Origin of the sequence: Acinetobacter sp. ANC 5600 (genome assembly GCF_002018395.1) — a bacterium.
Taxonomy (GTDB): Bacteria; Pseudomonadota; Gammaproteobacteria; order Pseudomonadales; family Moraxellaceae; genus Acinetobacter; species Acinetobacter amyesii.
This window is the reverse complement of record NZ_MVKW01000003.1, coordinates 222,512-244,849: the sequence shown is the minus strand read 5'-3', so window position 1 is coordinate 244,849 and position 22,338 is coordinate 222,512. Positions and strand designations below refer to the sequence as shown.

The following is a 22,338-nucleotide window of genomic DNA, read 5'->3' as shown; positions in this document are numbered from 1 at the left end:
GATCTGAATAAAAATTATTCAATCACACGCGGAACAAGGTACAAGCCATCCTGTACGGCAGGAGCAACTGCTTGATATGCTTCGCGATGATTGGTCTCAGATACCACGTCTTCACGTAAGGGCTGTGGATTGTCGAATGGACTTTTTAGTGGTTCAACACCGTCAGTATCGATGCCTTTCAGGGTTTCCATCATGCCTAAAATTTTATTTAAACTTTGAGCATAGTCAGCAGATTGCGCTTCATCTAGCGACAATCGAGCCAGATGGGCAATCGCTGAAACTGTTTGTGCATTTAGATCTGCAGAATGCTGTGCATCCGATGTAGACATAACATTACCTAATCAGTATTAAAAAAATTCAAAATATCGTGGCTTATAATAAGCGATTGACTTGTTCAAATCATCACATTTAGTTAAAGTTGCCACCTTGCGTCCATATAAAAGTTTAACTGAGAACGTCCCCGTGATTCTAAAACGACTAATTGGCTTGTTTTCGCCGGATCTTGCCATTGATTTAGGCACTGCAAATACACTTATCTATGCGCCAGGACGAGGCATTATATTAAATGAACCGACGGTGGTGGCAATTCGCCACAGTGGTTCACAAAAAATCGTTGCCGCAGTAGGTCTTGACGCGAAGCAAATGCTAGGTCGTACACCTGCAAATATTTCTGCGATTCGCCCAATGAAAGATGGTGTGATTGCAGATTTTGAAGTCACTGAAACGATGTTGAATCAATTCATTGGCAAAGTGCACGAAAAACGTTTGTTCCCACCTGCACCGCGTGTCGTGGTGTGTGTGCCATGTAAATCGACGTTGGTGGAACGCCGTGCAATCCGTGAAGCTGTATACAATGCAGGTGCACGTGAAGTTCGCTTAATTGAAGAGCCAATGGCTGCTGCAATTGGTGCAGGTATGCCTGTTGAGCAAGCTTGTGGTTCGATGGTTGTCGATGTTGGTGGTGGTACAACTGAAATCGCGATCATTTCACTTCAAGGTTGTGTCTATGCAGACTCACTACGTATCGGTGGTGATGTATTTGATGAACAAATCATTAATTACGTGCGTAAAGCACATGGTTGTGTGATTGGTGAAACCACTGCAGAAAACATCAAAAAAGAAGTTGGTATGGCGCTTCCAGAAGAAGGTGCAAAACCTTTGGAAATCGAAGTCCGTGGTCGTAACTTGGCTGAAGGTGTACCTCGTGCGATTACCGTAACTTCTGACGAAGTTACTCAAGCGATTTCTGATCCACTACAAAACATTGTGTCTGCGGTTAAATCTGCACTAGAGCAAACGCCACCTGAGTTGTCTTCAGACATCGCAGAACGCGGTATTGTGTTGACTGGTGGCGGTGCATTACTTCGCAATCTTGATAAGCTTCTTGCAAAAGAAACGGGTCTTCCTGTCGTGGTTGCAGAAGATCCACTATCATGTGTTACACGTGGTGGCGGTAAGGTTCTCGAATTCTTCGATAACCCTAATCATGACATGTTATTTGTAGGCTAAGAAAAGGACTCGGCGGGTGCAAACGCAACTGTTTTCAAGACAACCGCCATCTTTTCGCTCATTTATCATTGCGGTGATTACATGCTTGGTGGTGCTTTTCTTTGATTGGCGCATGCCGCATGTAATTCAACCGGCCAGAGACGTCTTGTATGCGGCATATAATCCAATTTATGCACTTGCAAGCTATCCAGTGTTATCGCGAGAATGGCTGAATCAACAAACCAAGTCTGAAGCTCAATTACGTCGTGAAAATACCGCGATGCAAGCAGAGTTAATTCAGGCTCAAGTCCGTTTACAGAAACTTTCTGAACTTTCTGCTGAAAATACTCGACTGCGTGGACTGCTCGATACACCACTCATTATTGATGGCCGTATGGAGATTGCTGAAGTCATTGGTACCGATGCTAATCCCTTACGTCATATTATTGTGATTAACCGTGGAGCCAGCAGTCAGCTTAAAGTGGGACAAACTGTACTCGATGACAAGGGTATTATGGGGCAAATTATCAATGTTTACCCGCATAGTAGCCGTGTCATGTTGCTCTCAGACAAAGAGCACTCTTTATCCGTGCGGATGGAGCATACCGGTATGCGCGCAATCGTTACGGGTACAGGTGACTTAGGTCGACTTAAGATGGAATATGTTCCAACCAGTGCGAATATCAAAGTCGGTGAAAAAGTCTATAGCTCAGGTCTAGGGGCACATTTCCCAGCAGGATATTTGGTGGGTACCGTGTCGAAAGTCAGTCGTCACAATAGTGGTGAATTTGCCCAAATTGATATCAATCCTGCTGCCCAATTGGCAGGTGGTCATCATGTGGTTGTGCTATTTTCCGATTCTTTAGCGATGGAGCAACCGCATGTCACTCGCTAAGCTTAGTCGTCATACAGAGCGCGACCCATTATTTCCGATTATTATTTCCATCATTTTGGCATCCGTGCTGATGGTGTATCCGCTTTCTTATGACCTATCGGGTTGGCGCCCATTATTCATGATGATGATCATGCTATTTTGGGTACTCTGTCAGCCGACATGGTGCGGTGTTTGGTTTGCATTTGCCACAGGTCTATTTACCGACTTATTGACTGATGCGCCATTTGGCATGAACGCACTGAGTTTTGTGGTCATTGCATTTGTGACACGCTTTTTGACCCGTGAACGTCGTATTCTCACATTTGGTAATTTATGGATTATTGCTGCAATGGCAATTTTCGCGCATTTACTGTTTGTGTGGATTGTTCAAGTGATGGGTGGGGCACAGTTTTCGTTTGCTCGCCATTGGCAGCCAATTGTAACTAGCTTACTCATTTGGCCAATCATGTATTACTTCCTGAGAAAATGGCGCATATAATTTTAGCTTCGAGTTCTCCTCGACGACGCGAACTTTTGCAACAATTAGGTCTGGAATTTGAAATTTTCAGTCCAGATATTGATGAGTCCGTGTTGGAAGGAGAACCTGTGGCGGATTATGTAGAGCGTTTAGCACGTGCTAAAGCTTGCGCAGTACAACAACAATTCCCTGATGCTATCGTTATTGCCGCCGATACCAGTTTAGGCGTAGATGAGCACATTTTAGGAAAGCCAGCATCGAAAGCACATGCTTTTTCTATGTGGGAAATGATCTCTGGGAGAAAACATGACGTGTTTTCAGGTGTTTGTGTCAGTACAAAAGATCAAATATACAGTATAGTAGTGCGTACACAGGTTGAATTTCAAACGCTGAGTCTAACTGACATGGAAAGCTATTGGGCAACAGGTGAACCAATTGGCAAGGCGGGAGCCTATGCTATTCAAGGAATTGCTGCGCGCTATATTCCTTGTATTGAAGGGAGCTACAGCAATGTAGTTGGGCTGCCTTTGCATGAAACCGTACAGTTATTACAGACAGTTAAGGCATTAAATTAACTGCTGCAACACAAGAATTTTTATAATGTTTTGAGTTTTGATATGTCTGACGAGTTGTTGATTAACGTCACACCGATGGAATGTCGGGTGGCGTTGATTCAAAACGGTACGGTCAATGAATTATTTGTTGAGCGCACCGTGAAGCGTGGGTTAGTGGGCAATATTTATAAAGGGAAAGTTGTTCGCGTGCTTCCGGGTATGCAGGCTGCTTTTATTGATATTGGATTGTCGAGAACGGCTTTTTTACATATCAATGATATGGTCTGGCAGCGTAATCAACCGACCCCGAACGTTTTTGAGCTGTTACAACCGGGACAAGTGCTCACCGTACAAGTCATGAAAGATATGTTGGGTACCAAAGGTGCACGACTTTCTACTGATCTTTCTATTCCTTCCCGTTACCTCGTTTTAATGCCATATGGCAGTCATACCGGTGTTTCACAGCGCATTGAGTCTGAAGAAGAACGTGATCGCTTGCGTAGCATGATTGAACGCATTCAAAAGGAACACAACTTACCGGGTTCAGTCATCGTTCGTACTGCCGCCGAAGGTATTCCTGAATGTGAAATTGCGCAGGACATGGCTTATTTAGCAAAACTGTGGGAATACATTCAACGTAAACAACGCAGTATTGTTGTGCCTTCATTGATTTTTGAAGAGCTACCTTTACCGCAACGCGTCATCCGTGATTTGGCCAATGAAGATACGTCTAAAATTCAGGTCGACTCACGTGAAGTGCATGGTAAATTGCAAGAATTTGTTCAAGAATTTGTACCGAGTATGCAAAATCGCTTACTGCATTATCCGGGTGAGCGTCCAATTTTTGACTTGTACAATGTCGAAGAAGATATTCAGAAAGCCTTACAGACACGTGTAGCACTTAAGTCTGGCGGTTATCTGATGATCGATCAAACTGAAGCAATGACCACGATTGATGTCAATACTGGCTCCTATGTTGGTGGTCGTTCACTTGAAGACACTGTATTTAAAACCAATATGGAAGCCACACAGGTCATTGCACGTCAGCTCCGTCTACGTAACTTGGGCGGGATTATCATTATTGACTTTATTGATATGCAAGAAGCACATCATCGTGAAGAAGTGATGAGCCAGTTTGAGAAAATGCTTGAGCGCGATCATGCAAAAACAAAGATCACTCAAGTGTCTGAGCTGGGTTTGGTGGAAATGACGCGTAAACGCACCCGTGAATCTCTGGAGCATCTCCTTTGTGATTCTTGCCCGACCTGTCAGGGGCGTGGTTATGTGAAAACGGCTGAAACAGTTTGCTATGAAATTTTCCGTGAAATCTTGAGATATGCACGTGCTTATGAATCACAAAGTGGTTTCACTGTGGTGGCACATCCGTCGGTGATTGACCGATTGTTAACTGCTGAAGCACCTGCGGTAGCTGATTTAGAGCACTTTATTAGCCGTGTGATCAAGTTCCAAGTGGAAAATTTATATACGCAAGAGCAATACGATATCATTCTGAGCTGAAATTGTAACAGAATATCGTTAAACACTTGTTACAACTGAGATTTTACTTTTGAACTGTTATTTTGAATACTAGACACATCAAATAGCCAAAGCCATTTTCCCGTAATGAACTTGAAAATGGCTTAGCAAAAAGAGGTGTATTATGGGTGTTAGTAAAACAGTAATGAAAAGTGGTCTTAAAACTGTTGTTGAAGCAAAAGCGATCCATTCAGGTTATATCGTGGATGAGCGTGGTAATGAAGTTCAAATTACAGCGTCTATGATTCGCTCTGCTTGTCATCAGTTACTTAAACAGTGCCGAGCAATTAAAGCTTAAATATTGAAATATAAATAATAATGTAATCCAGAGGGTTAAGGTGCTAACGCGCGATTCTAAATTTTTTATTGCGCTAAAATTTTATAAAGAATGGAAAATAAATTTAATTATCAGTGTGTATCTACAAGTCGTAATTAAACAATAACAACGGATTTGTTCACCGAAATTTTAGCTTATACACATAAATTACTCCAAAAAATTAATCAAAGTTCAAATACTAAAAACCCGTCTAGATTGTTTAATTTAGACGGTTTTTTTATCTTTTTTGTATGGTTCAATATGCTTATGAATTGATACAAAAATATGAAGTAGGCGGTTAGCTAACCGCCTGTAACTTTGGGGAATCTTGATTCACAATAGCTTCAAATTGTTGAATTTCTTCTTCCAAATGCGACAGTAAATTTTGCATTTTTGGCAGTGCATTACGACATGCAGTTAGACCCACTTCAAGCTTATCTAAATAGCTAGTCATAGTGATATTAAGCGCTTGACCATCTAACACTATGGACGCAGGGTAGAGCGCTTCTAAGCGTGCGCCATTCCAATATAACGGCTCTTGTGGGCCGGGAACATTTGAGATGACCAAGTTAAAGGCCTGACGTTTTGGCATAAAGCCTGATGCAATATTTAAACCTGCTGCACTGTAGACAAAGGCACTGTAGTTTAAAATTTGATTCGAGTTCATCCGCTTAAAGCGTTCTTTGGCATTGAGCACACTACGACGCACAATCTTCAAGCGTTCTAGCGGATCTTCTTTATGGGTCCCTAGGTTTGCCAAAATCATGGTAATACGGTTAGACATATCTGAATCATCGGTACGAACAGATGCAGGCACCATGGCAATCAATGGCTTTTTAGGTAAAGCATTTTGTGTAATTAAATACTCACGTAATGCACCTGAACAAATTGCGAGCACAATATCGTTAATTGTTACACCAAGTGACTTGGCAATATGTGACAAACGTGAAAATTCAAAAGACTGAGCAGCGAAACGACGTGAAGAACTAACCCGTTGGTTTAATATTGAACTCGGCGCTTGGAAACTAGATACATAATCTGGGTTACGGCCCATATCTTTCATTACAGTTTGTGACAGTTCATATAAAACTCGTGGTGTTGAGTCAAGTTGTCCCTTAATGGTCGATAGGAGACCTTTCATGCGACTGACTTTAGGCTGCTTCAGGCGTTTTGCACGAGGGCCCTCAACACACCAGGGTGGCACAATACTTTTAGCATCTGGGTCATGCGAAAGTGATTTTTCAACTAAACGCATACCTGCAATGCCATCGACCATCGCGTGGTGGATTTTGAAGTACATGGCAAAACGATTGCCTTCAATGCCTTCAATAATATGGCAAGTCCAAAGCGGTTTTGCACGGTCAATCAGCGCACTGTGTTCTTGAGAAATATAAGTCAAAAGTTCACGAATACGACCGGGATGCGGCAGTGCGATATGGCGGAAGTGATGATCTAAATCAAACTCTTCGTCTTCATCCCAAAAGAAGCCGTTGAGTTTATTGTTAAAAGGAGGAATAGGAATGGATTTTGAATTACGAATATCTGCGACTAAATCTTGAATAAAAGTATCTGGTGCATTGTCAGGGATCTGAAATAAAAATAGACCACCTACGTGCATCGGTTGTTGCCGTTTCTCTAAATTTAAGAATATGAAATCAATAGGATGTAATGGACGCATAGCGTTGATTGCCTCACTGCAATTTCTACAGCTGCTCATGTATGAGTAGCATTGTTAGAATTATTAAATTGTCATTTGCAGTATAGCGTTTTTACGTTGAAATGATACGGAATTATGTGTATCGATGCGTTGAAAAAAACCACTGCTATGCAGTGGTTTTGTGCTCTTTATTTTTTCATGTTGCCTGCGTGTAAGCCGCATTCTTTATGGGTTGCATCTTCCCACCACCAGCGACCTTCACGTTCGTGTTGATTCGGTAAAACAGGTCGAGTACATGGTTCACAGCCTATCGAAATAAAGCCACGTTCGTGTAGTGGATTATATGGAATTTCCATTAGACGGATATAGTTCCATACATCAGCACTAGACCAGTTTGCCAAAGGATTGTATTTAATTAAATGCTTGCCCGGACCTGAAAAACCTGGGTCAGCTTGTACTACAGGAATTTCATTACGTGTACCAGGGCTTTGGTCCTTACGTTGACCAGTGATCCAGCCATCTAAAGTGGCTAGTTTTTTACGCAAAGGTTGTACTTTGCGGATACCACAGCATTCTTTATGTTCATCTTGATAAAAGCTAAAAAAGCCCTTTTCTGTCACCAGTTTTTGTACGGCATCACTTTCTGGGAAACAGATTTCGATATCAATTTTATAATGTTTACGGACAGTATCTAAAAATTGGTAAGTTTCAGGGTGTAAGCGACCGGTATCTAAACTAAATACACGAAATGGAATCCCTAAGTTCGATGCAAGATCTATCAGTACAACATCTTCTGCACCAGAAAAGGAAATCGCAACTTCACCTTGCTGGCTTAGCGCAAGTTTCATAATCTCAGAAGGTGATTTATCTGCATATTCGGATGCAAGTGCATCGACAAGGTCAATAGTAGGGATGGTAGTCATGAATGTCCTGGCTATAGGCTTGGAACGTTAAAACCTATATTAATTTATTTCAGAACTATTTTAATGGAAATGCTAAAACACACTTATCACTAAAAAATAGATACTTATGAAAAAAATAGATTTAAAAAAGAACAATGCATTTTTTTATTCTTCCGCTATGATATTGAAAATTTTTTTCACTTAACAGAGGGTAGAGTGCATGGAAGTCGTTTGTTTAGATCTAGAAGGGGTTTTAGTACCTGAAATTTGGATTAATTTTGCGAAAAAAACAGGCATTAAAGAACTTGAAGCAACGACTCGTGACATTCCAGATTACGATGTGTTGATGACTCAGCGTTTAAATATCCTAAAACAACACGGTTTGGGTTTAAACGATATTCAAGACGTAATCGCAGATATGGGGCCATTTGAAGGTGCAAAAGAGTTTGTGGAGTGGGTACGTACTCATTTTCAATTGATTATTCTTTCAGATACCTTCTATGAGTTTGCACATCCATTAATGCAACAACTTGGTTGGCCAACGATTTTCTGTCACAAGTTAGAAACTGATGAAAATGGCATGATTAGCGCTTATAAGCTTCGTCAACCTGATCAAAAACGTAAAGCCGTTCAAGCATTACATGGATTGAACTTCCGAGTGATTGCAGCAGGTGATTCTTATAACGATACGACGATGCTCGGTGAAGCAGATGCGGGTTTCTTATTTGATGCGCCTGACAATGTGATTGCGGAGTTTCCACAGTTCCCACCAATTCATGGCTATGCAGCACTAAAAGAAGCCATTCGTAATGCTTCAGTGCGTGATATTCCAGCTTAATTCTGAATAGCAAATTATAGAAAAGGGCGCTTATAGCGCCCTTTCTTGTTTAATCCAAAGTTTTTAAAGCAACTTAGAAACGGTAACCAATTTTCAAGCTATAACCAATTGCATCGTTATCTTTAAAGTTTGCAGCATATTCATCTGTACCGAAATGACTTGCAACTTGTGATTTTGCATCACCTAGCCAGAAGTACTTAACACCGGCTTGTACAAATGTTTGTGGTGTTGGACTAAATTGTCCACCTAAACCGAGGCTCCAATAACCCTCTGTTGGGCCAAGAGTCGATACAGGGTTACCAGCCCCAGAGTCCCAACCGACCATGACTGTGCCAGCCCATTGTTCATTAAACTTACGTCCGACACCCACATTCGCCGAAATTTGATCCTTCTCGTAGGCAACTAAATCAAAGCCACGTGGGTCACCAATTACTTTGTTTGTTAGAGCAGATGCTAATTGACCAAATTTATTTGGGCGTATTTTAAATTCCGACCAATCTACCCAACGCAATTGAGCAAATGCTACTGTATTGGCCATAATCCCTGTTTGAAAATCTAAATTTACAGACTGTGGTGTGGTTACATCAGTTTTACCCTCTTTAAATTCATAACCATCTACCATAGGTTTAATACCACCTAAGCCGCCCATCAGGGAGTTAGCTGGCATAACTTCATCAGGAGTTACACTATGCTCAATCTCCGAGCGGTAAGTAACAGATGCTTTAAGTGCAATTTCCGGTATTTGAAAAGCAAAGCCAGCAAGCCAACCAACAGAAGAATCTTCTGCTATACGAGCTTCATAACCATTAAATTTATCTTTAGTACCTTGAATTGTGGAATTCAAACTGCAAGCGCTAATCGGACAATTAACTCCTCCAAATGGACCATAAGCAGAACCACGTAAAGTCACATCACCTTTAACTGTCTGATAAACTGGACCTGCATAAATATTCCAATTTTCATTTGGTTGATATCCAAAAATAAATGATAAATTTTGTGTATTTACATCAACGGATGTTGCTTCATCTCCGACAGTAAATGCGCCAACTTCATTGGTTTTGAGTGAAACACTATCGGTTTGACGTTTATCATTCGTTGAATATTTTGCTTTAGCACCAAAAGGCTGGTCGTAAATTAATCCAAATGAAACATTATCTGTCATTTGTACTTTTAATGCAGCATTGTAGAAATGATAGCTCTCTGCCATATCACCAAGTTCAGTACCTTGAATTGATTTTGCTGTATTTGCACCACCACCTGTAACTGTATAATTATCTTTTAATTTGCCAGAAACATCGGCATCTAAAACTGAAATCCCTGCTTCAAAATAATTACCCGGTTGTAAAAATGCAGAAATTGACTGCCCAGAGCGATCCATTGCTGCTGCAAAAGCCCCTGTCATTGGTACGCTGGCAAATAAAATGGCACTTGTTAATGCTTTTAAGTTCATTTTTCTACTTTCCTAGTATAAAAAACGCGTCAATGCGTTAATAAAAATATGAGATATGTAAATTATTTTTAATCATATCCATGTGCGAAAAATATCATAAATAAAAAAAGAGTAAAGACTCTAAAATTGAACTAATAGTATAAAAAAGTCATTGTTTTTATTTATTTTAGAGTTAAAACTTTAAAATATTTATTTAAGTTACTGTTATGCAAATAAATACTTTTAAATTAAATATTAAAGTTTTTATAGTTTGTTTGGCTAAAAAACGCTCTATATATTGCTTAATAAATATAATAAATTGTGAAATACATCACATGTTGAATATAAAAAAGCCCCAAAATGGGGCTTTTTTATATTACAAAATATAACTTGTATTAGAAGCTGTACCCGACATTTAAACCATAAGCAATTGCGTGGTTATCTGCGAATCTGCCTGCAGGGGTATGTGCGCCCGTTACAGCATCAGCATCACCCAACCAGAAATATTTTATACCAGCACCGATGAAGTAATTTGTAGCAGGAGAGAAGCGTACACCTGTACCAATATTCCAATAACCTTCAGTTGGACCTAATGTTGTCACAGGGTTGCCTGCTCCAGAGTCCCAACCGATAGATACATTTGCAGCCCAACGATCTGTAAATTTACGACCAACACCAATGTTTGCAGAAATTTGATCATCTTTATAATCAATTAAGTTAAAACCATTTGGCTTAGTTGGAACCATACCAGATTGACCGAGTGTTTCACTAAGTTTTCCAAACTTGTAAGGTTGTACTTTAAATTTTGACCAATCTACCCAACGTACATTTGCAAATGCAACAGTGTTTTCCATAATACCTGTTTGGAAATCAATATTTACAGACTGTGGAGTCGTTAGCTCAGTTTCACCTTTTGCAGAGTTTATAACAGTCATTGCACCATTTAAAGCGTCATTTCCAGTCATTCCTACAGCATTAAAACGCTCATAGGCATTCATTTCATGATCAATTTCAGAGCGATAAGTTACAGAGGCTTTAAGCGCAATTTCTGGAATTTGATATGCAACACCCGCTAACCAACCAACGGATTCATCTTCACCTGTTCTAAAATCATATCCATTAAAAGCAGAATATGTTTTACCACGTAGAAGTACTGTGCCATCTACTGTTTGATATACAGCACCTGCATATACGTTCCAGTTCTCATTGGGTTGATAGCCAACCAATAAACTTAGATTTTGTGTATCTACAACAACAGATGTATTTCCTTGAAAAGGCAATGGACGGTTTTCAACAAAGTTATTTTGGCCAGAATATTCTGCATCTGCACCAAAGGGTTGGTCGTAGATTAAACCTACTGAAATTTTATCTGTCGCTTGGATTTTAAGTGCTGCATGAGGAAAATAATAATCACCCGCCATATCTGAAGCACTGTTTTTATCAGTGTCTTGTCCTGATACATTTGGATCTAGAATTGAAATACCAGCTTCTGCATAGTTACCAGGTTGTAAGAATGCAGAAATTGATTGGCCTGAACGGTCTAAACCACCAGCAATCGCTGTAGTTGCAGGCATTAAACTGATGATGATGGCTTTTGTAAGACTGTTAAGTTGCATACATTATCCCTGTTTGTAACTTTTGATGTTAATTCGGTGAGTGAAAGTAACATAAATAGAAAAACAGTAAATAAGAGTTGCTACTCTAAAAATGAACTGTATAAGTTAAAAAATAAGCAATGCTAGAGTAATTATTCTAGAAGGTGTTATTTATGTTTATGATTTATAAATAAAAAAATAGAGTATTTAACTTAATGTTTAACTTTGAACTTAAAAAATTCAAATGCTCAATCTATGAACATTTGAATTAAATTATTTTTACAATAGTAGATTGGATATATTTCCAATCTACTAATACCGAGAATTAGAAGCGGTAACCGATTTTTAGACCGTAAGCCCATGCATCGTTATCTTCAAATGATGCTACTGATTCATTTGTACCAAACATTGATGCAGGTTGTGCTTCAGCATCACCTAACATGAAGTATTTAACACCACCTGCGATAAAGTAGTTAGGCGCTGGGCTGAATTGTAAACCTAAGCCAACGTTCCAGTAGCCTTCAGTAGGACCAAGTGTTGATACAGGGTTGCCTGCACCAGAATCCCAACCTACAGAAACGTTACCAGCCCATTGTTCACTCAATTTACGACCTATACCAACTGTAGCATTGATTTGATCGTCAGAATAAGCAACAAGGTCAAATCCACCAACAGGACCACGACCAAGGGCACCTAATGTTTCAGATGCTTTACCAAAAGCGGTTGGGCGAATTGCAAAATTTGACCAATCTACCCAACGTACATTTGCAAATGCGACAGTGTCGGCCATGATACCAGTTTGAAAATCAAGGTTAACAGACTGCGGTGTGGTGATCTTAGTGTCAGCACGCGTTGAAAAAGCACCGCCTAGTAGAGCACTGCTTCCAGTTTCAGTGGTTGCAGCTTCGTGATCAATCTCAGAACGGTAAGTAATAGATGCTTTTAAAGCAATTTCTGGGATTTGGTACGCTAATCCTGCTAACCAACCAACGGCACTATCTTCTTTCATATTTGCATTATATAAACCGAGAGCTTGGTTTGCTCCATATGCAATACCGCGTAGTTGAACATCACCTTTTACTGTTTGATAAACACCACCGCCGTATATGTTAAAATTTTCAATTGGTTGAAAACCTAATATCATCGAGATATTTTGAGTGTTAACTTCGACTTCCGTTGTTTCGCCCATTAATTGGAATGCGCCAGGGTTACCTGCAACTGGTAGTGTTTGATCTGTTGCACTATATTTAGCTTCTGCACCAAAAGGTTGATCATATAGTAAACCAAAAGAAAAATTATCAGTTAGCTGTAATTTTAATGCTGCTTGTGGAAAATAGTAATCACCCGCCATGTCATCTAGTGATGTATTAGCAAGAGCTCCTAATGTTGGATTGCTTGCAGGAGCAGTGCTGTTCATCTTCCCAGAAACATTCGGATCTAAAACTGAAATACCTGCTTCAAAATAGTTCCCTGGTTGTAAAAATGCAGAAATAGATTGCCCTGAACGATCTAGTGCTGCTGCAAAAGCACCTGTCATTGGAACTGAAGCAAGAATCATGGCTGTAGCTAAAGTTTTTAATTTCATTCTTCGTCATTCCTTGAGATACGAATTTGATTTTTATGGTTACTGCATATATTCGTTATGGAAAACTTTTTAATACTCTTGGGCTTAATTGTTACTCCATGTGACAAAAATAGCACAATTAAAATAAGAGTAAATGCTCTAGATTAAAAAATATGATTGAAAAACGAACTATTTAGAGTAAATGTACTAATTAATACATATAACATTTTGATTATTATTTAATATTTTTAGTTACTGCATTATTTTCTAAACCTAAAAATAATTGAAAATATTTTGATATGGGCAGTCATAAATTGATTTTTTTGGCCTTATAGACCACGCCATGTGTCGTTTTTTGCATTGACAAATAGATGATTAGGGAATTTAAAAGTGCTATTCAATTCTTCTTAAAAAACAAACTCTCAAGAGTAATATCAGTAAAAACAAAGATTAAGTTAAAAAATTCAGAGATGAATTTTGAATTTGTAATTTAGATTTAAGAATTCTGAATTTAGTTTTATTGATAAATGTGAGTTGAACAAATCAGAGAGGTGAGGTGTCTAAAAAATTGTGCGCTCTGCGGGACTCGAACCCACGTCGGTCGCTTAGGAGGCAACTGCTCTATCCGGTTAAGCTAAGAGCGCAAGACGGAGGCTAATGTACTCCTATTTTAGCTAAAAAAAAAGTTATTGCCGAAACAATAACTTTTTAAATTACTTAGTCTTTATGAACTTCATTGGGGTCAATGTCGCTCAAATCTTTAGGATTAAGATAGTTAAACATTAATAACATGACTGTAATCCAAACAGGGATCATTAGAACTGATTCCATAAAGCCCTGAGTCCACATAATAAATAGAACTAAAGCAATAAAGATCAGAACGATGTAGTTGCTGACTGGTGCCCAAAGTGCAGGATAAGACGTTGTAAAATTCAAAATACGTTTGGCACGACGGAACTGTAAGTGAGTCATGGTAATCATCGCCCAGTTCAGGACAAGCGCACCAACAACCACATACATTAAGTGACCAAGTGCATCTTCAGGTACGAAGTAGTTTAAGAGTACACAGCCGAAAATCAGTACTGCAGAAAGTAATACTGCTGGAATTGGTACGCCACTTTTGTTAGTTTTTGCGAAAACTTTTGGGGCATTACCTTGTTTTGCCAAGCTGTAAAGCATACGGCTATTGGCATACATACCGCTGTTATAAACAGACAGTGCTGCAGTTAGGATAATGAAGTTCAGTAAATGTGCAGCCCAATCAATACCCAGTTGGCTAAAGATCATCACAAATGGGCTTTTGTCTAGACCACCTAGTTCAAGCTGATTCCATGGCACAAGTGACAATAGAATAGTCAAAGAACCCACGTAGAAAATCAAAATACGAAATACAACTTGGTTGATCGCTTTTGGAATAGTTTCTTTTGGATTTTCAGCTTCTGCTGCCGCCATACCAATCAGTTCAATACCGCCGAAGGCGAACATCAAGAAAGCCAGCATGAAGAATAAACCTTCAAAACCATTTGGGAAGAAGCCGCCCTGACTCCATAAGTTGGTAAATGATGCTGTTGAATTGGCATCTGCAGTAAGTAGCAAATACAAACCAAATACGATCATAGAAATAACTGCAGTGACTTTAATAATCGACAGCCAAAACTCAGATTCACCATAAAACTTCACATTACCTAAGTTTACTAAAGTAATGATCACGAAGAAGAACAGTACAGATGCCCACGCTGGAATATGAGGCCACCAGTAGTTGATGTATTTCGCAACAGCGGTGAGTTCTGTCATTGCCACTAAAATATAGAGAATCCAGTAGTTCCAACCTGTTAAGAAACCTGGAAATTTCCCCCAATATTTATATGCAAAATGGCTAAATGAACCCGCTACAGGTTCATGGACGATCATTTCACCCAACTGACGCATAATTAGAAAGGCGATCAGACCGCCAATGGCGTAGCCGAGAATAATGGATGGTCCAGCAGATTGAATCACATGCGCTGAGCCCAAGAATAAGCCTGTACCAATTGCACCACCCATGGCAATCAATTGAATATGACGATTCTTTAAGCCACGCTTGAGTTCGGAGGAATTGGTAGTCAAGTTACTCTTCCCGAGAATGGTTTAATTTTGGTAATTGTAATGTATAGAGAATGAATAGCCTAGTAGCTCAAAATTTATGAAAAATATTTATATATTTAATAACCTATTTTTCGTTTTAAATGCTGAATTAAAAATTTATGAATCAATAGATTAATTTTATTTTAATTGAAATTCTTATACTTGGCTTTATATGGAAAAGGTATCGAATGTTGTTTTTTTATACTTAAGTCATGTGATTGTTAAAACTTCAATTAAACATTGTATGATGCAAAAGCGCAGAAAAGAACGTTCTGCCAAAACACAATGATAAAGATTAAGGATTCAATAAAAATGAGTTTTGCTCCCCAAATTAAGATTCCAGCGACTTATATGCGTGGTGGTACTAGTAAAGGTGTATTTTTCAAGCTAGATGATTTGCCGCTTGCAGCACAACAAGCTGGAAAAGTTCGCGACCAACTTTTATTGCGTGTGATTGGCAGTCCAGATCCTTATGGCAAACAAATTGATGGGATGGGTGGAGCAACATCAAGTACCAGTAAAACCGTGATTTTGGCAAAAAGTTCACAGCCTGAGCATGATGTAGACTATCTATTTGGACAAGTGTCAATTGATAAAGCATTTGTCGACTGGAGCGGTAACTGCGGAAACTTAACAGCAGCAGTTGGTGCATTTGCCATTTCAAATGGTTTGGTTGAGGCATCACGTATTCCTGAAAATGGTTTGTGTACGGTTCGTATTTGGCAAGCCAATATTCAAAAAACCATTATTGCGCATGTACCTATTACTGATGGTGCAGTACAAGAAACCGGTGATTTTGAACTAGATGGTGTGACCTTCCCAGCAGCCGAAGTTCAAATTGAATTTTTAGACCCCGCAGATGATGGTGAAGATGGCGGCGCTATGTTTCCTACAGGGAATTTGGTCGATACCTTAACCGTACCCGATGAAGGTAGTTTCCCTGCAACATTTATTAATGCAGGCATTCCAACGATCTTCTTAAATGCAGAAGATATTGGTTATGTCGGCACTGAACTGCAAGATGCGATCAACGGTGATGCTAAGGCATTGGCCCGTTTTGAAAAAATCCGTGCTTATGGTGCGCAGCAAATGGGTTTGATTTCAGATATTGCAGAAGCAGAGCAACGTCAACATACCCCAAAGATTGCATTTGTTTCAAAGCCGAAAGCTTATACATCTTCGAGTTCTAAACAAATTTCAGAACAAGATACGGACTTATTGGTTCGTGCCTTATCAATGGGGAAACTGCATCATGCCATGATGGGCACAGCGGCAGTTGCCATTGGTACAGCTGCGGCGATACCGGGGACGCTTGTGAACTTAGCCGCGGGTGGTGGGGAGCGAGAAGCTGTGCGTTTTGGACATCCATCTGGGACGCTACGTGTAGGTGCGCAAGCAATTTATGAAAATGGTCAGTGGGTCGTTAAAAAAGCCGTGATGAGCCGGAGTGCGCGTGTCTTAATGGAAGGCTGGGTGCGTATTCCTGCGGATAGTTTAGATTAAGTATTTAACATCTCATTTGAAATCAGCCTCTGCTTTGCAGGGGCTTTTTTTTTGCCTTTATCTTTTATATGAATAAGCAAATCATGAATTGGTATATATTTTTATATAATATGAACTGCATTTAATATTAGAAAGTTTCTGTGATTTATGTCAGATTAATTTTGTTAGCATTTTGCGTAGCTTTACCCTGAAAAAAGTAGCGAAACCATGCTTAAAAAAGACTTAATAAAATCGGACCTACCTACTGAACAATTGGCTGTATTAGAAGCGTTGCCAATGCCTGCTGCGTTATTTTCTGCGAGAGCTGAGCTGATATGCGCCAATCAAATATTTAAACATCGATTTCAGTCAGACTTACAAGAGATCGTATTAAATCACGTGTCTGTGATGCAGCAAAAGACCAAAGCCACAAGTTCTGAGTTTGATTTACGCTGTTTAGAGAACGATAGCATTGAACCCTTTATGTATAGTGAAAATGAACGGCATTATTGGTTCACGCTCAAACCAAAGTTTCAACAAAGTGGGGATTTGGAACATGTACTGTTGTGCTGTGCGGACATTACAAATTTAAAGCAAGTCGAATTATCACTGTTGAAACATAACCAACAACTCGAACAACAAGTTTATTTTGATTATCTGACAGGGATAAAAAATCGACGAGGTTTTGATTTAGATCTTTCTCAGTGGCAAAAAAGCTTCGCGGTCGAACAAGCAGATGAAATTTGTTTGATGATGCTCGACTTAGACAATTTTAAGCAAATCAATGATATCTACGGTCATGCGTTTGGCGATGAAGTTTTAAGAAAAAGTGCGCAGCTTTTAAGGATGCAAATTAGTCAACATGCAGATGCACAAATATATCGCATGGGTGGGGAAGAGTTTGCAATGATTTTGCCACGCACGGCTATATCGACTGCATGTTCGATTGCACAACAATGTTGTGAGCAAATCTATGCTTCTTCGATGAATTATGCGGATAAGGCTTTACAACTGAGTATCTCATGCGGAGTGGCCTTGTGGGATGGTACAGAGTCATTTTTTGAAACATTGGCACGTGCTGATCAGGCTTTGTATCAAGCCAAGAAAGGCTCGAAAAATTGTACCTGTTTTAATGATGGACAAAATGTGGCGCTATTTGAGGAAACGACATTTAAAAAACCATCAGACTGTGGGAAAAACACATAGATTTAGGCCGTAACATAGAGAAAGATTTGAGAAAGCAGTATGATGCAACAGGTCAAAATTGACAGAAAACATTGGCAGTCGATTTGCTAATGAACGAAGCAGTTAAATATTTAAAGTATTTGAGGTGAATGTGTCTTCTTTAACAGACGTTTCCACACATGCCCTGACAGAAGCGCAGCAGCGTATTCAGCAGGATTTACTGACAGCGCTTGATGCATTTTCAATTCCAGAACCCTTAAAAGGGGCGGTGTATCATGCTGTGATGTTGGGTGGAAAACGCGTTCGACCGGCACTTTGTTATGCAACAGCAGCGTTAAAACCCAATACCAATTTTGCAGCCGTACGCCGTGCTGCGGTGGCGATTGAATTTATTCATTGCTATTCATTGGCACACGATGATTTGCCGTGTATGGACAATGATTTACTTCGTCGTGGTCAACCAACTTGTCATGTGGCTTTTGGTGAAGATACGGCTTTACTTGCTGGCGATATTTTACAATCGATGGCTTTTGAAGTTTTAGGCAGCCGTCTTTTTGATCAAGGCCCAGCCGTTGAAGCGCCGATCATCTTGAAGCAAATGCAAATTTTAGCGACTGCAACTTCAAAAATGGTCAATGGACAAGTCCTAGACTTACAAGCGGAAGGCAAGCATGTCAGTCAGGATGAACTAGAAAACATTCATCGAAATAAAACTGGTGCTTTAATTTCTGCTGCAATCATGATGGCGGCAGTGACGATATTTAATGGTACAGACCAAGCTATTCCTAAACTCCGCGAATTTGGTCTAGCGATTGGTTTAGCTTTTCAGGTGCAAGATGATATTTTAGATATTATTGCTGACACTGAAGCATTGGGTAAAACAGCAGGTAAAGATCAACAAGTGGATAAATCGACATATCCTGCGTTAATGGGTCTCGAGCAAGCGCAAGCTTATGCAGAAGAATTACATGCTCAAGCGCTTCAAGCTTTGGATTATTTTGCAGAAGATGCGGCAGAATTACACAAGATCACGCAGTTTTTATTAAAACGTCAAAGTTAATATGACGCAGTAAAAGACCTCAGCCCACACATGTAATATGTTGTGGGCTTTTTTTATATTTTGTATATTTGGAACAGAAGTCAATAAACCATCTACTGAATAGCTAAATGGATGACATGATAAAAAAGAAAAAGGACGCCTAACGTCCTTTTTTGCAGATATTAAAACTTAGAAATTAAATTTAAGTGCTATTGGTCTTAAATACTTTCTTTATAGATACGATCTGCTTCTTCAAATTTTTCAGTGACTTCAGCAGATGGCGCTTTGCCCATTAAGCTCACAATGATGATTGCAATGAGTGAGCAGATGAAGCCCGGTATAATTTCATAAACGCCTGTATCGCCCCAGAGGTTTTTCCATAGAATAACCATAACAGCACCAACCACCATACCTGCTAAAGCACCATTCAGTGTCATGCGTTTCCAAAACAATGACATGATAATCAGTGGGCCAAATGCAGCACCAAAGCCTGCCCATGCATATGCGACGAGACCAAGGACTTTAGAGTCAGGATTACCCGCCATATAGATCGCAAGCAACGCAATCATTAACACCATAATACGGCCGACCCAAACCAATTCTTTTTGTGAAGCATTTTTGCGTAAGAATGATTTATAAAAGTCTTCAGTTAATGTACTTGAGCAGACTAAAAGCTGACAGCTTAAGGTACTCATGATCGCAGCTAAAATCGCAGCCAATACGATACCTGCAACCCATGGGTTAAATAGAATTTTAGTCAATTCCATAAAGACCGTTTCAGGGTTAGCTGTAACGACACCTGCTAGTTCTGGATGCTGTTGGAAATAAGCAATACCGAAGAAGCCAGCTGCAACTGCGCCACCGAGGCAGAGCGTCATCCATGTCATACCAATACGGCGTGCATTAGGAATCGATTTAACTGAATCTGCTGCCATGAAGCGCACTAAGATATGCGGTTGACCAAAATAGCCTAAGCCCCATGCCAATAAAGACATGATTGCGACAAAACTTAAGTCAGCAAATACATTCATCGCTTGAGGGCGTGCCGCTTCTAGTGCCAGAGTGAACTGGCTTAAATCCGAGAACGACAACATGACCACGATAGGTGTCAGCAGCAAGGCAAAAATCATAAAGCCCGCTTGAATGGTATCGGTCCAACTGACAGCAAGGAAGCCACCAATAAACACATAGCTCACTGTTGCGATGGCACTGATCCAAAGCGCAGTGCTATACGACATACCAAACATACTTTCAAATAATCGAGCGCCTGCAACCATGCCTGAAGCACAGTAAATTGCGAAGAAAATCAAAATAATCACAGCAGATACGATACGTAAGATTTTCTTTTGATCGTTAAAACGATTTGAGAAATAGTCAGGTAGGGTCAAGGCATTATTTTGAACTTCGGTATGTACACGTAGACGACCTGCCACAAGTAGCCAGTTGAGCCAAGCACCGATGATCAGACCAATTGCAATCCACATTTCAGATAAACCTGAAAGGTAAATCGCCCCCGGAAGACCCATGAGCAACCAACCACTCATATCCGATGCACCTGCAGAAAGGGCAGTGACAAAGCTCCCTAATCGGCGGCCACCTAAAATGTAGTCAGAAAAGTTACTGGTCGCACGGTATGCAAGTAAACCGATCACGACCATGGCGACAATATAAAAGAGAAAGGTAATTAGGGTGGGATTCAGGGAGCTCATACGGTATCCGCTTTGGCGTTGGACAATTGCGTTTAATTAGGGGACTCAATGGGATTTGCCTAAGCCAAGTAGGTGAAATCGAACGATAAGTCCTAAAACGTCAAAAAAATAACGTGAAATTTAAACATAAATTCACAAACTTTGCCTTCTTTTTTGCTTTGGGCATAAAAATGGGCCGTATGTCACGACCCATTTTAATTAATACGGAGATTTAGTTATTACGACCCATCACACCACGAATCGTATTCAGTACATCCGCAGGTAATACCACAGTTTTGGCATTATTAGATTTAGCCATATCTTGCATGGCTTTGACGTATTGTTCACCCAGTAAGTACGCAACTGGAATTTCTTTATCGCCGACGGCTGAACTCACCATTTCAATTGCACGCTGTGAAGATTCTGCCAGTACCACTTGAGCTTCTGCATCACGACGAGAAGCTTCTAAACGACCATCCGCTTCCAAAATAGCCGCTTGTTTTTCACCGTCTGCCTTGGTCACTGTCGCACGACGTTGACGTTCAGCGGCCGCTTGCTCTTCCATTGCCGCTTGCATGGTATGAGACGGTTTAATATCTTGAATTTCTACAGTTTTAAGCGTAATACCCCAGTCAGAGATATCGTCAGAAATAGCAGCTTTAAGTTTAGCCTTAATATGATCACGCGATGAAAGTGCATCATCAAGGTCCATTTCACCGACAATAGAACGTAAAGAGGTTTGAACTAAGTTTTGAATTGCCCATGTGTAGTTTTCAATACCGTAAACTGCTTTTTCAGGCGTGGTTAAATTGATATAAGCCACAGCATTCATCAGCAGTACCGCGTTGTCACGAGTGATCACTTCCTGAGAGGGAATATCTAACACGATATCTTTGGTTGTCACTTTATAAGCCACTTCATCGACATACGGAATCACAAAGTTCAGCCCCGGATTGAGCGTTGTATGGTATTTACCTAAACGCTGAACAATCCATTTATAACCTTGGGGAACAATACGGACACCTTTAAAAATGGTGACGGCTACAAAAACTAAGAGCGCTAAAAAAACAATAGAAACACCAGACATGTCATTTCTCACTTATTTATAGATTGTCAGTGGGGTGGTTGCTGCTGTGCAGTTGGACGACTAAATCATTGCCTAAAATATCGGTCACGCGAACACGGTCGCCGACTTGAAGTGCATCTTGGGTACGGCAATGCCATTCGTCTGAACCTAAAACAGGCATTGGGAAGCGAACTTTAACGCTGCCATGATTGAGTTGGGTTTGAATCACCATACCCACTTGGCCAATCGTCGCTTCACGCGACAGACCTGCTTTGGTTTTATCAATGGATAAAGGTTTAATAAATTTGAACCACAAAAATGTGCAGAGCACGGCAAAAATAATCCAAACCACAATTTGGACATTAAAGTCCATGGATGGAAAGATCCAATATAAGATCCCAACCAAAATTGCGGAAACGCCAAACCATAGCGCAGCAAAAGACGGCAAAATCAGTTCAAAAAGCATCAAAGCGACGCCCAATACAAACCAGTGCCAAGGTTCTAAAATAAATTCCATACATCT

General features: G+C 40.1%; 20 protein-coding genes and 1 tRNA gene. 10 read left to right on the top strand and 11 right to left on the bottom strand.

The annotated features are described in order from the left end of the window. Positions 1-14 precede the first annotated feature (14 nt). Complete coding sequence (gatC, locus tag B1201_RS08015; RefSeq protein ID WP_078189985.1) at positions 15-329, bottom strand: Asp-tRNA(Asn)/Glu-tRNA(Gln) amidotransferase subunit GatC; 315 nt, start codon at positions 327-329, stop codon at positions 15-17. 133 nt (positions 330-462) lie between these two features. On the opposite strand from gatC, the gene B1201_RS08010 reads away from it, so the two are divergent. The 6 genes from B1201_RS08010 to B1201_RS16960 all read left to right on the top strand — a co-directional run bounded on the left by B1201_RS08010 (position 463) and on the right by B1201_RS16960 (position 5,228). Then, positions 463-1,509 carry a rod shape-determining protein gene (locus B1201_RS08010; RefSeq protein ID WP_078193300.1) on the top strand — a complete coding sequence of 349 codons (1,047 nt, stop codon included), beginning with the start codon at positions 463-465 and terminating at the stop codon, positions 1,507-1,509. Positions 1,510-1,525: 16 nt separating this feature from the next. Beyond that, complete coding sequence (gene mreC, locus B1201_RS08005) at positions 1,526-2,383, top strand: rod shape-determining protein MreC (RefSeq protein ID WP_078193058.1); 858 nt, start codon at positions 1,526-1,528, stop codon at positions 2,381-2,383. Continuing rightward, the gene (gene mreD / locus B1201_RS08000) at positions 2,370-2,861 is read left to right on the top strand and encodes a rod shape-determining protein MreD (protein ID WP_078193057.1); all 492 of its coding nucleotides are present in this window, start codon (positions 2,370-2,372) and stop codon (positions 2,859-2,861) included. Before mreC ends, mreD begins: the two co-directional genes overlap by 14 nt. After that, positions 2,849-3,415: a Maf-like protein gene (locus B1201_RS07995; RefSeq protein ID WP_078193056.1), complete on the top strand. Its 567-nt coding sequence runs from the start codon at positions 2,849-2,851 to the stop codon at positions 3,413-3,415. Before mreD ends, B1201_RS07995 begins: the two co-directional genes overlap by 13 nt. A 42-nt stretch (positions 3,416-3,457) precedes the next feature. Next, on the top strand, positions 3,458-4,912 hold the full coding sequence (gene rng, locus B1201_RS07990; protein ID WP_078189981.1) for a ribonuclease G: 1,455 nt from the start codon (positions 3,458-3,460) through the stop codon (positions 4,910-4,912). 142 nt (positions 4,913-5,054) lie between these two features. Continuing rightward, complete coding sequence (locus B1201_RS16960; protein WP_168379036.1) at positions 5,055-5,228, top strand: PA1571 family protein; 174 nt, start codon at positions 5,055-5,057, stop codon at positions 5,226-5,228. Between the two features lie 316 nt (positions 5,229-5,544). On the opposite strand, the gene B1201_RS07985 is transcribed toward B1201_RS16960, so the two are convergent. After that, positions 5,545-6,924 (bottom strand): WS/DGAT/MGAT family O-acyltransferase, encoded by a 1,380-nt coding sequence (locus B1201_RS07985; protein WP_078193055.1) that lies wholly within the window; start codon positions 6,922-6,924, stop codon positions 5,545-5,547. A 167-nt stretch (positions 6,925-7,091) separates the two neighbouring features. Further along, entirely contained in the window at positions 7,092-7,826 is a 735-nt protein-coding gene (locus B1201_RS07980; protein ID WP_078193054.1) for a phosphoadenylyl-sulfate reductase, read from the bottom strand. Positions 7,827-8,025: 199 nt separating this feature from the next. Between B1201_RS07980 and thrH the strand changes: the two genes are divergently transcribed. Further along, positions 8,026-8,643, top strand: coding sequence for a bifunctional phosphoserine phosphatase/homoserine phosphotransferase ThrH (thrH, locus tag B1201_RS07975; protein ID WP_078189978.1), 618 nt, complete (start codon positions 8,026-8,028; stop codon positions 8,641-8,643). A gap of 73 nt (positions 8,644-8,716) precedes the next feature. On the opposite strand, the gene B1201_RS07970 is transcribed toward thrH, so the two are convergent. The 5 genes from B1201_RS07970 to B1201_RS07950 form a co-directional block, all read right to left on the bottom strand. Next, on the bottom strand, positions 8,717-10,093 hold the full coding sequence (locus B1201_RS07970; RefSeq protein WP_078193053.1) for an OmpP1/FadL family transporter: 1,377 nt from the start codon (positions 10,091-10,093) through the stop codon (positions 8,717-8,719). A 374-nt stretch (positions 10,094-10,467) separates the two neighbouring features. Then, a complete protein-coding gene (locus B1201_RS07965; protein ID WP_078193052.1) occupies positions 10,468-11,688 on the bottom strand; it encodes an OmpP1/FadL family transporter in 1,221 nt (406 codons plus the stop codon). A gap of 304 nt (positions 11,689-11,992) precedes the next feature. Further along, a complete protein-coding gene (locus B1201_RS07960) occupies positions 11,993-13,252 on the bottom strand; it encodes an OmpP1/FadL family transporter (RefSeq protein ID WP_078193051.1) in 1,260 nt (419 codons plus the stop codon). Between the two features lie 550 nt (positions 13,253-13,802). Beyond that, positions 13,803-13,875: transfer RNA gene (locus B1201_RS07955), tRNA-Arg, on the bottom strand. A 73-nt stretch (positions 13,876-13,948) separates the two neighbouring features. After that, complete coding sequence (locus tag B1201_RS07950) at positions 13,949-15,337, bottom strand: amino acid permease (protein ID WP_078189974.1); 1,389 nt, start codon at positions 15,335-15,337, stop codon at positions 13,949-13,951. Between the two features lie 330 nt (positions 15,338-15,667). Here B1201_RS07950 and prpF point away from each other — a divergent pair, with 330 nt between their 5' ends. From prpF to B1201_RS07935, 3 genes are all read left to right on the top strand, one after another. Further along, positions 15,668-16,858: a 2-methylaconitate cis-trans isomerase PrpF gene (prpF, locus tag B1201_RS07945; protein WP_078193050.1), complete on the top strand. Its 1,191-nt coding sequence runs from the start codon at positions 15,668-15,670 to the stop codon at positions 16,856-16,858. 207 nt (positions 16,859-17,065) lie between these two features. Beyond that, entirely contained in the window at positions 17,066-18,043 is a 978-nt protein-coding gene (locus tag B1201_RS07940; RefSeq protein WP_078193049.1) for a GGDEF domain-containing protein, read from the top strand. Positions 18,044-18,173: 130 nt separating this feature from the next. Then, complete coding sequence (locus B1201_RS07935) at positions 18,174-19,082, top strand: polyprenyl synthetase family protein (protein ID WP_078193048.1); 909 nt, start codon at positions 18,174-18,176, stop codon at positions 19,080-19,082. Between the two features lie 197 nt (positions 19,083-19,279). Here B1201_RS07935 and putP read toward each other — a convergent pair whose 3' ends face one another. The 3 genes from putP to B1201_RS07920 form a co-directional block, all read right to left on the bottom strand. Further along, positions 19,280-20,770 (bottom strand): sodium/proline symporter PutP, encoded by a 1,491-nt coding sequence (putP, locus tag B1201_RS07930; protein ID WP_078193047.1) that lies wholly within the window; start codon positions 20,768-20,770, stop codon positions 19,280-19,282. A gap of 211 nt (positions 20,771-20,981) precedes the next feature. Then, positions 20,982-21,836, bottom strand: coding sequence for an SPFH domain-containing protein (locus tag B1201_RS07925; protein WP_078189969.1), 855 nt, complete (start codon positions 21,834-21,836; stop codon positions 20,982-20,984). Between the two features lie 16 nt (positions 21,837-21,852). Further along, entirely contained in the window at positions 21,853-22,332 is a 480-nt protein-coding gene (locus tag B1201_RS07920; protein WP_078193046.1) for an NfeD family protein, read from the bottom strand. Positions 22,333-22,338 lie beyond the last annotated feature (6 nt).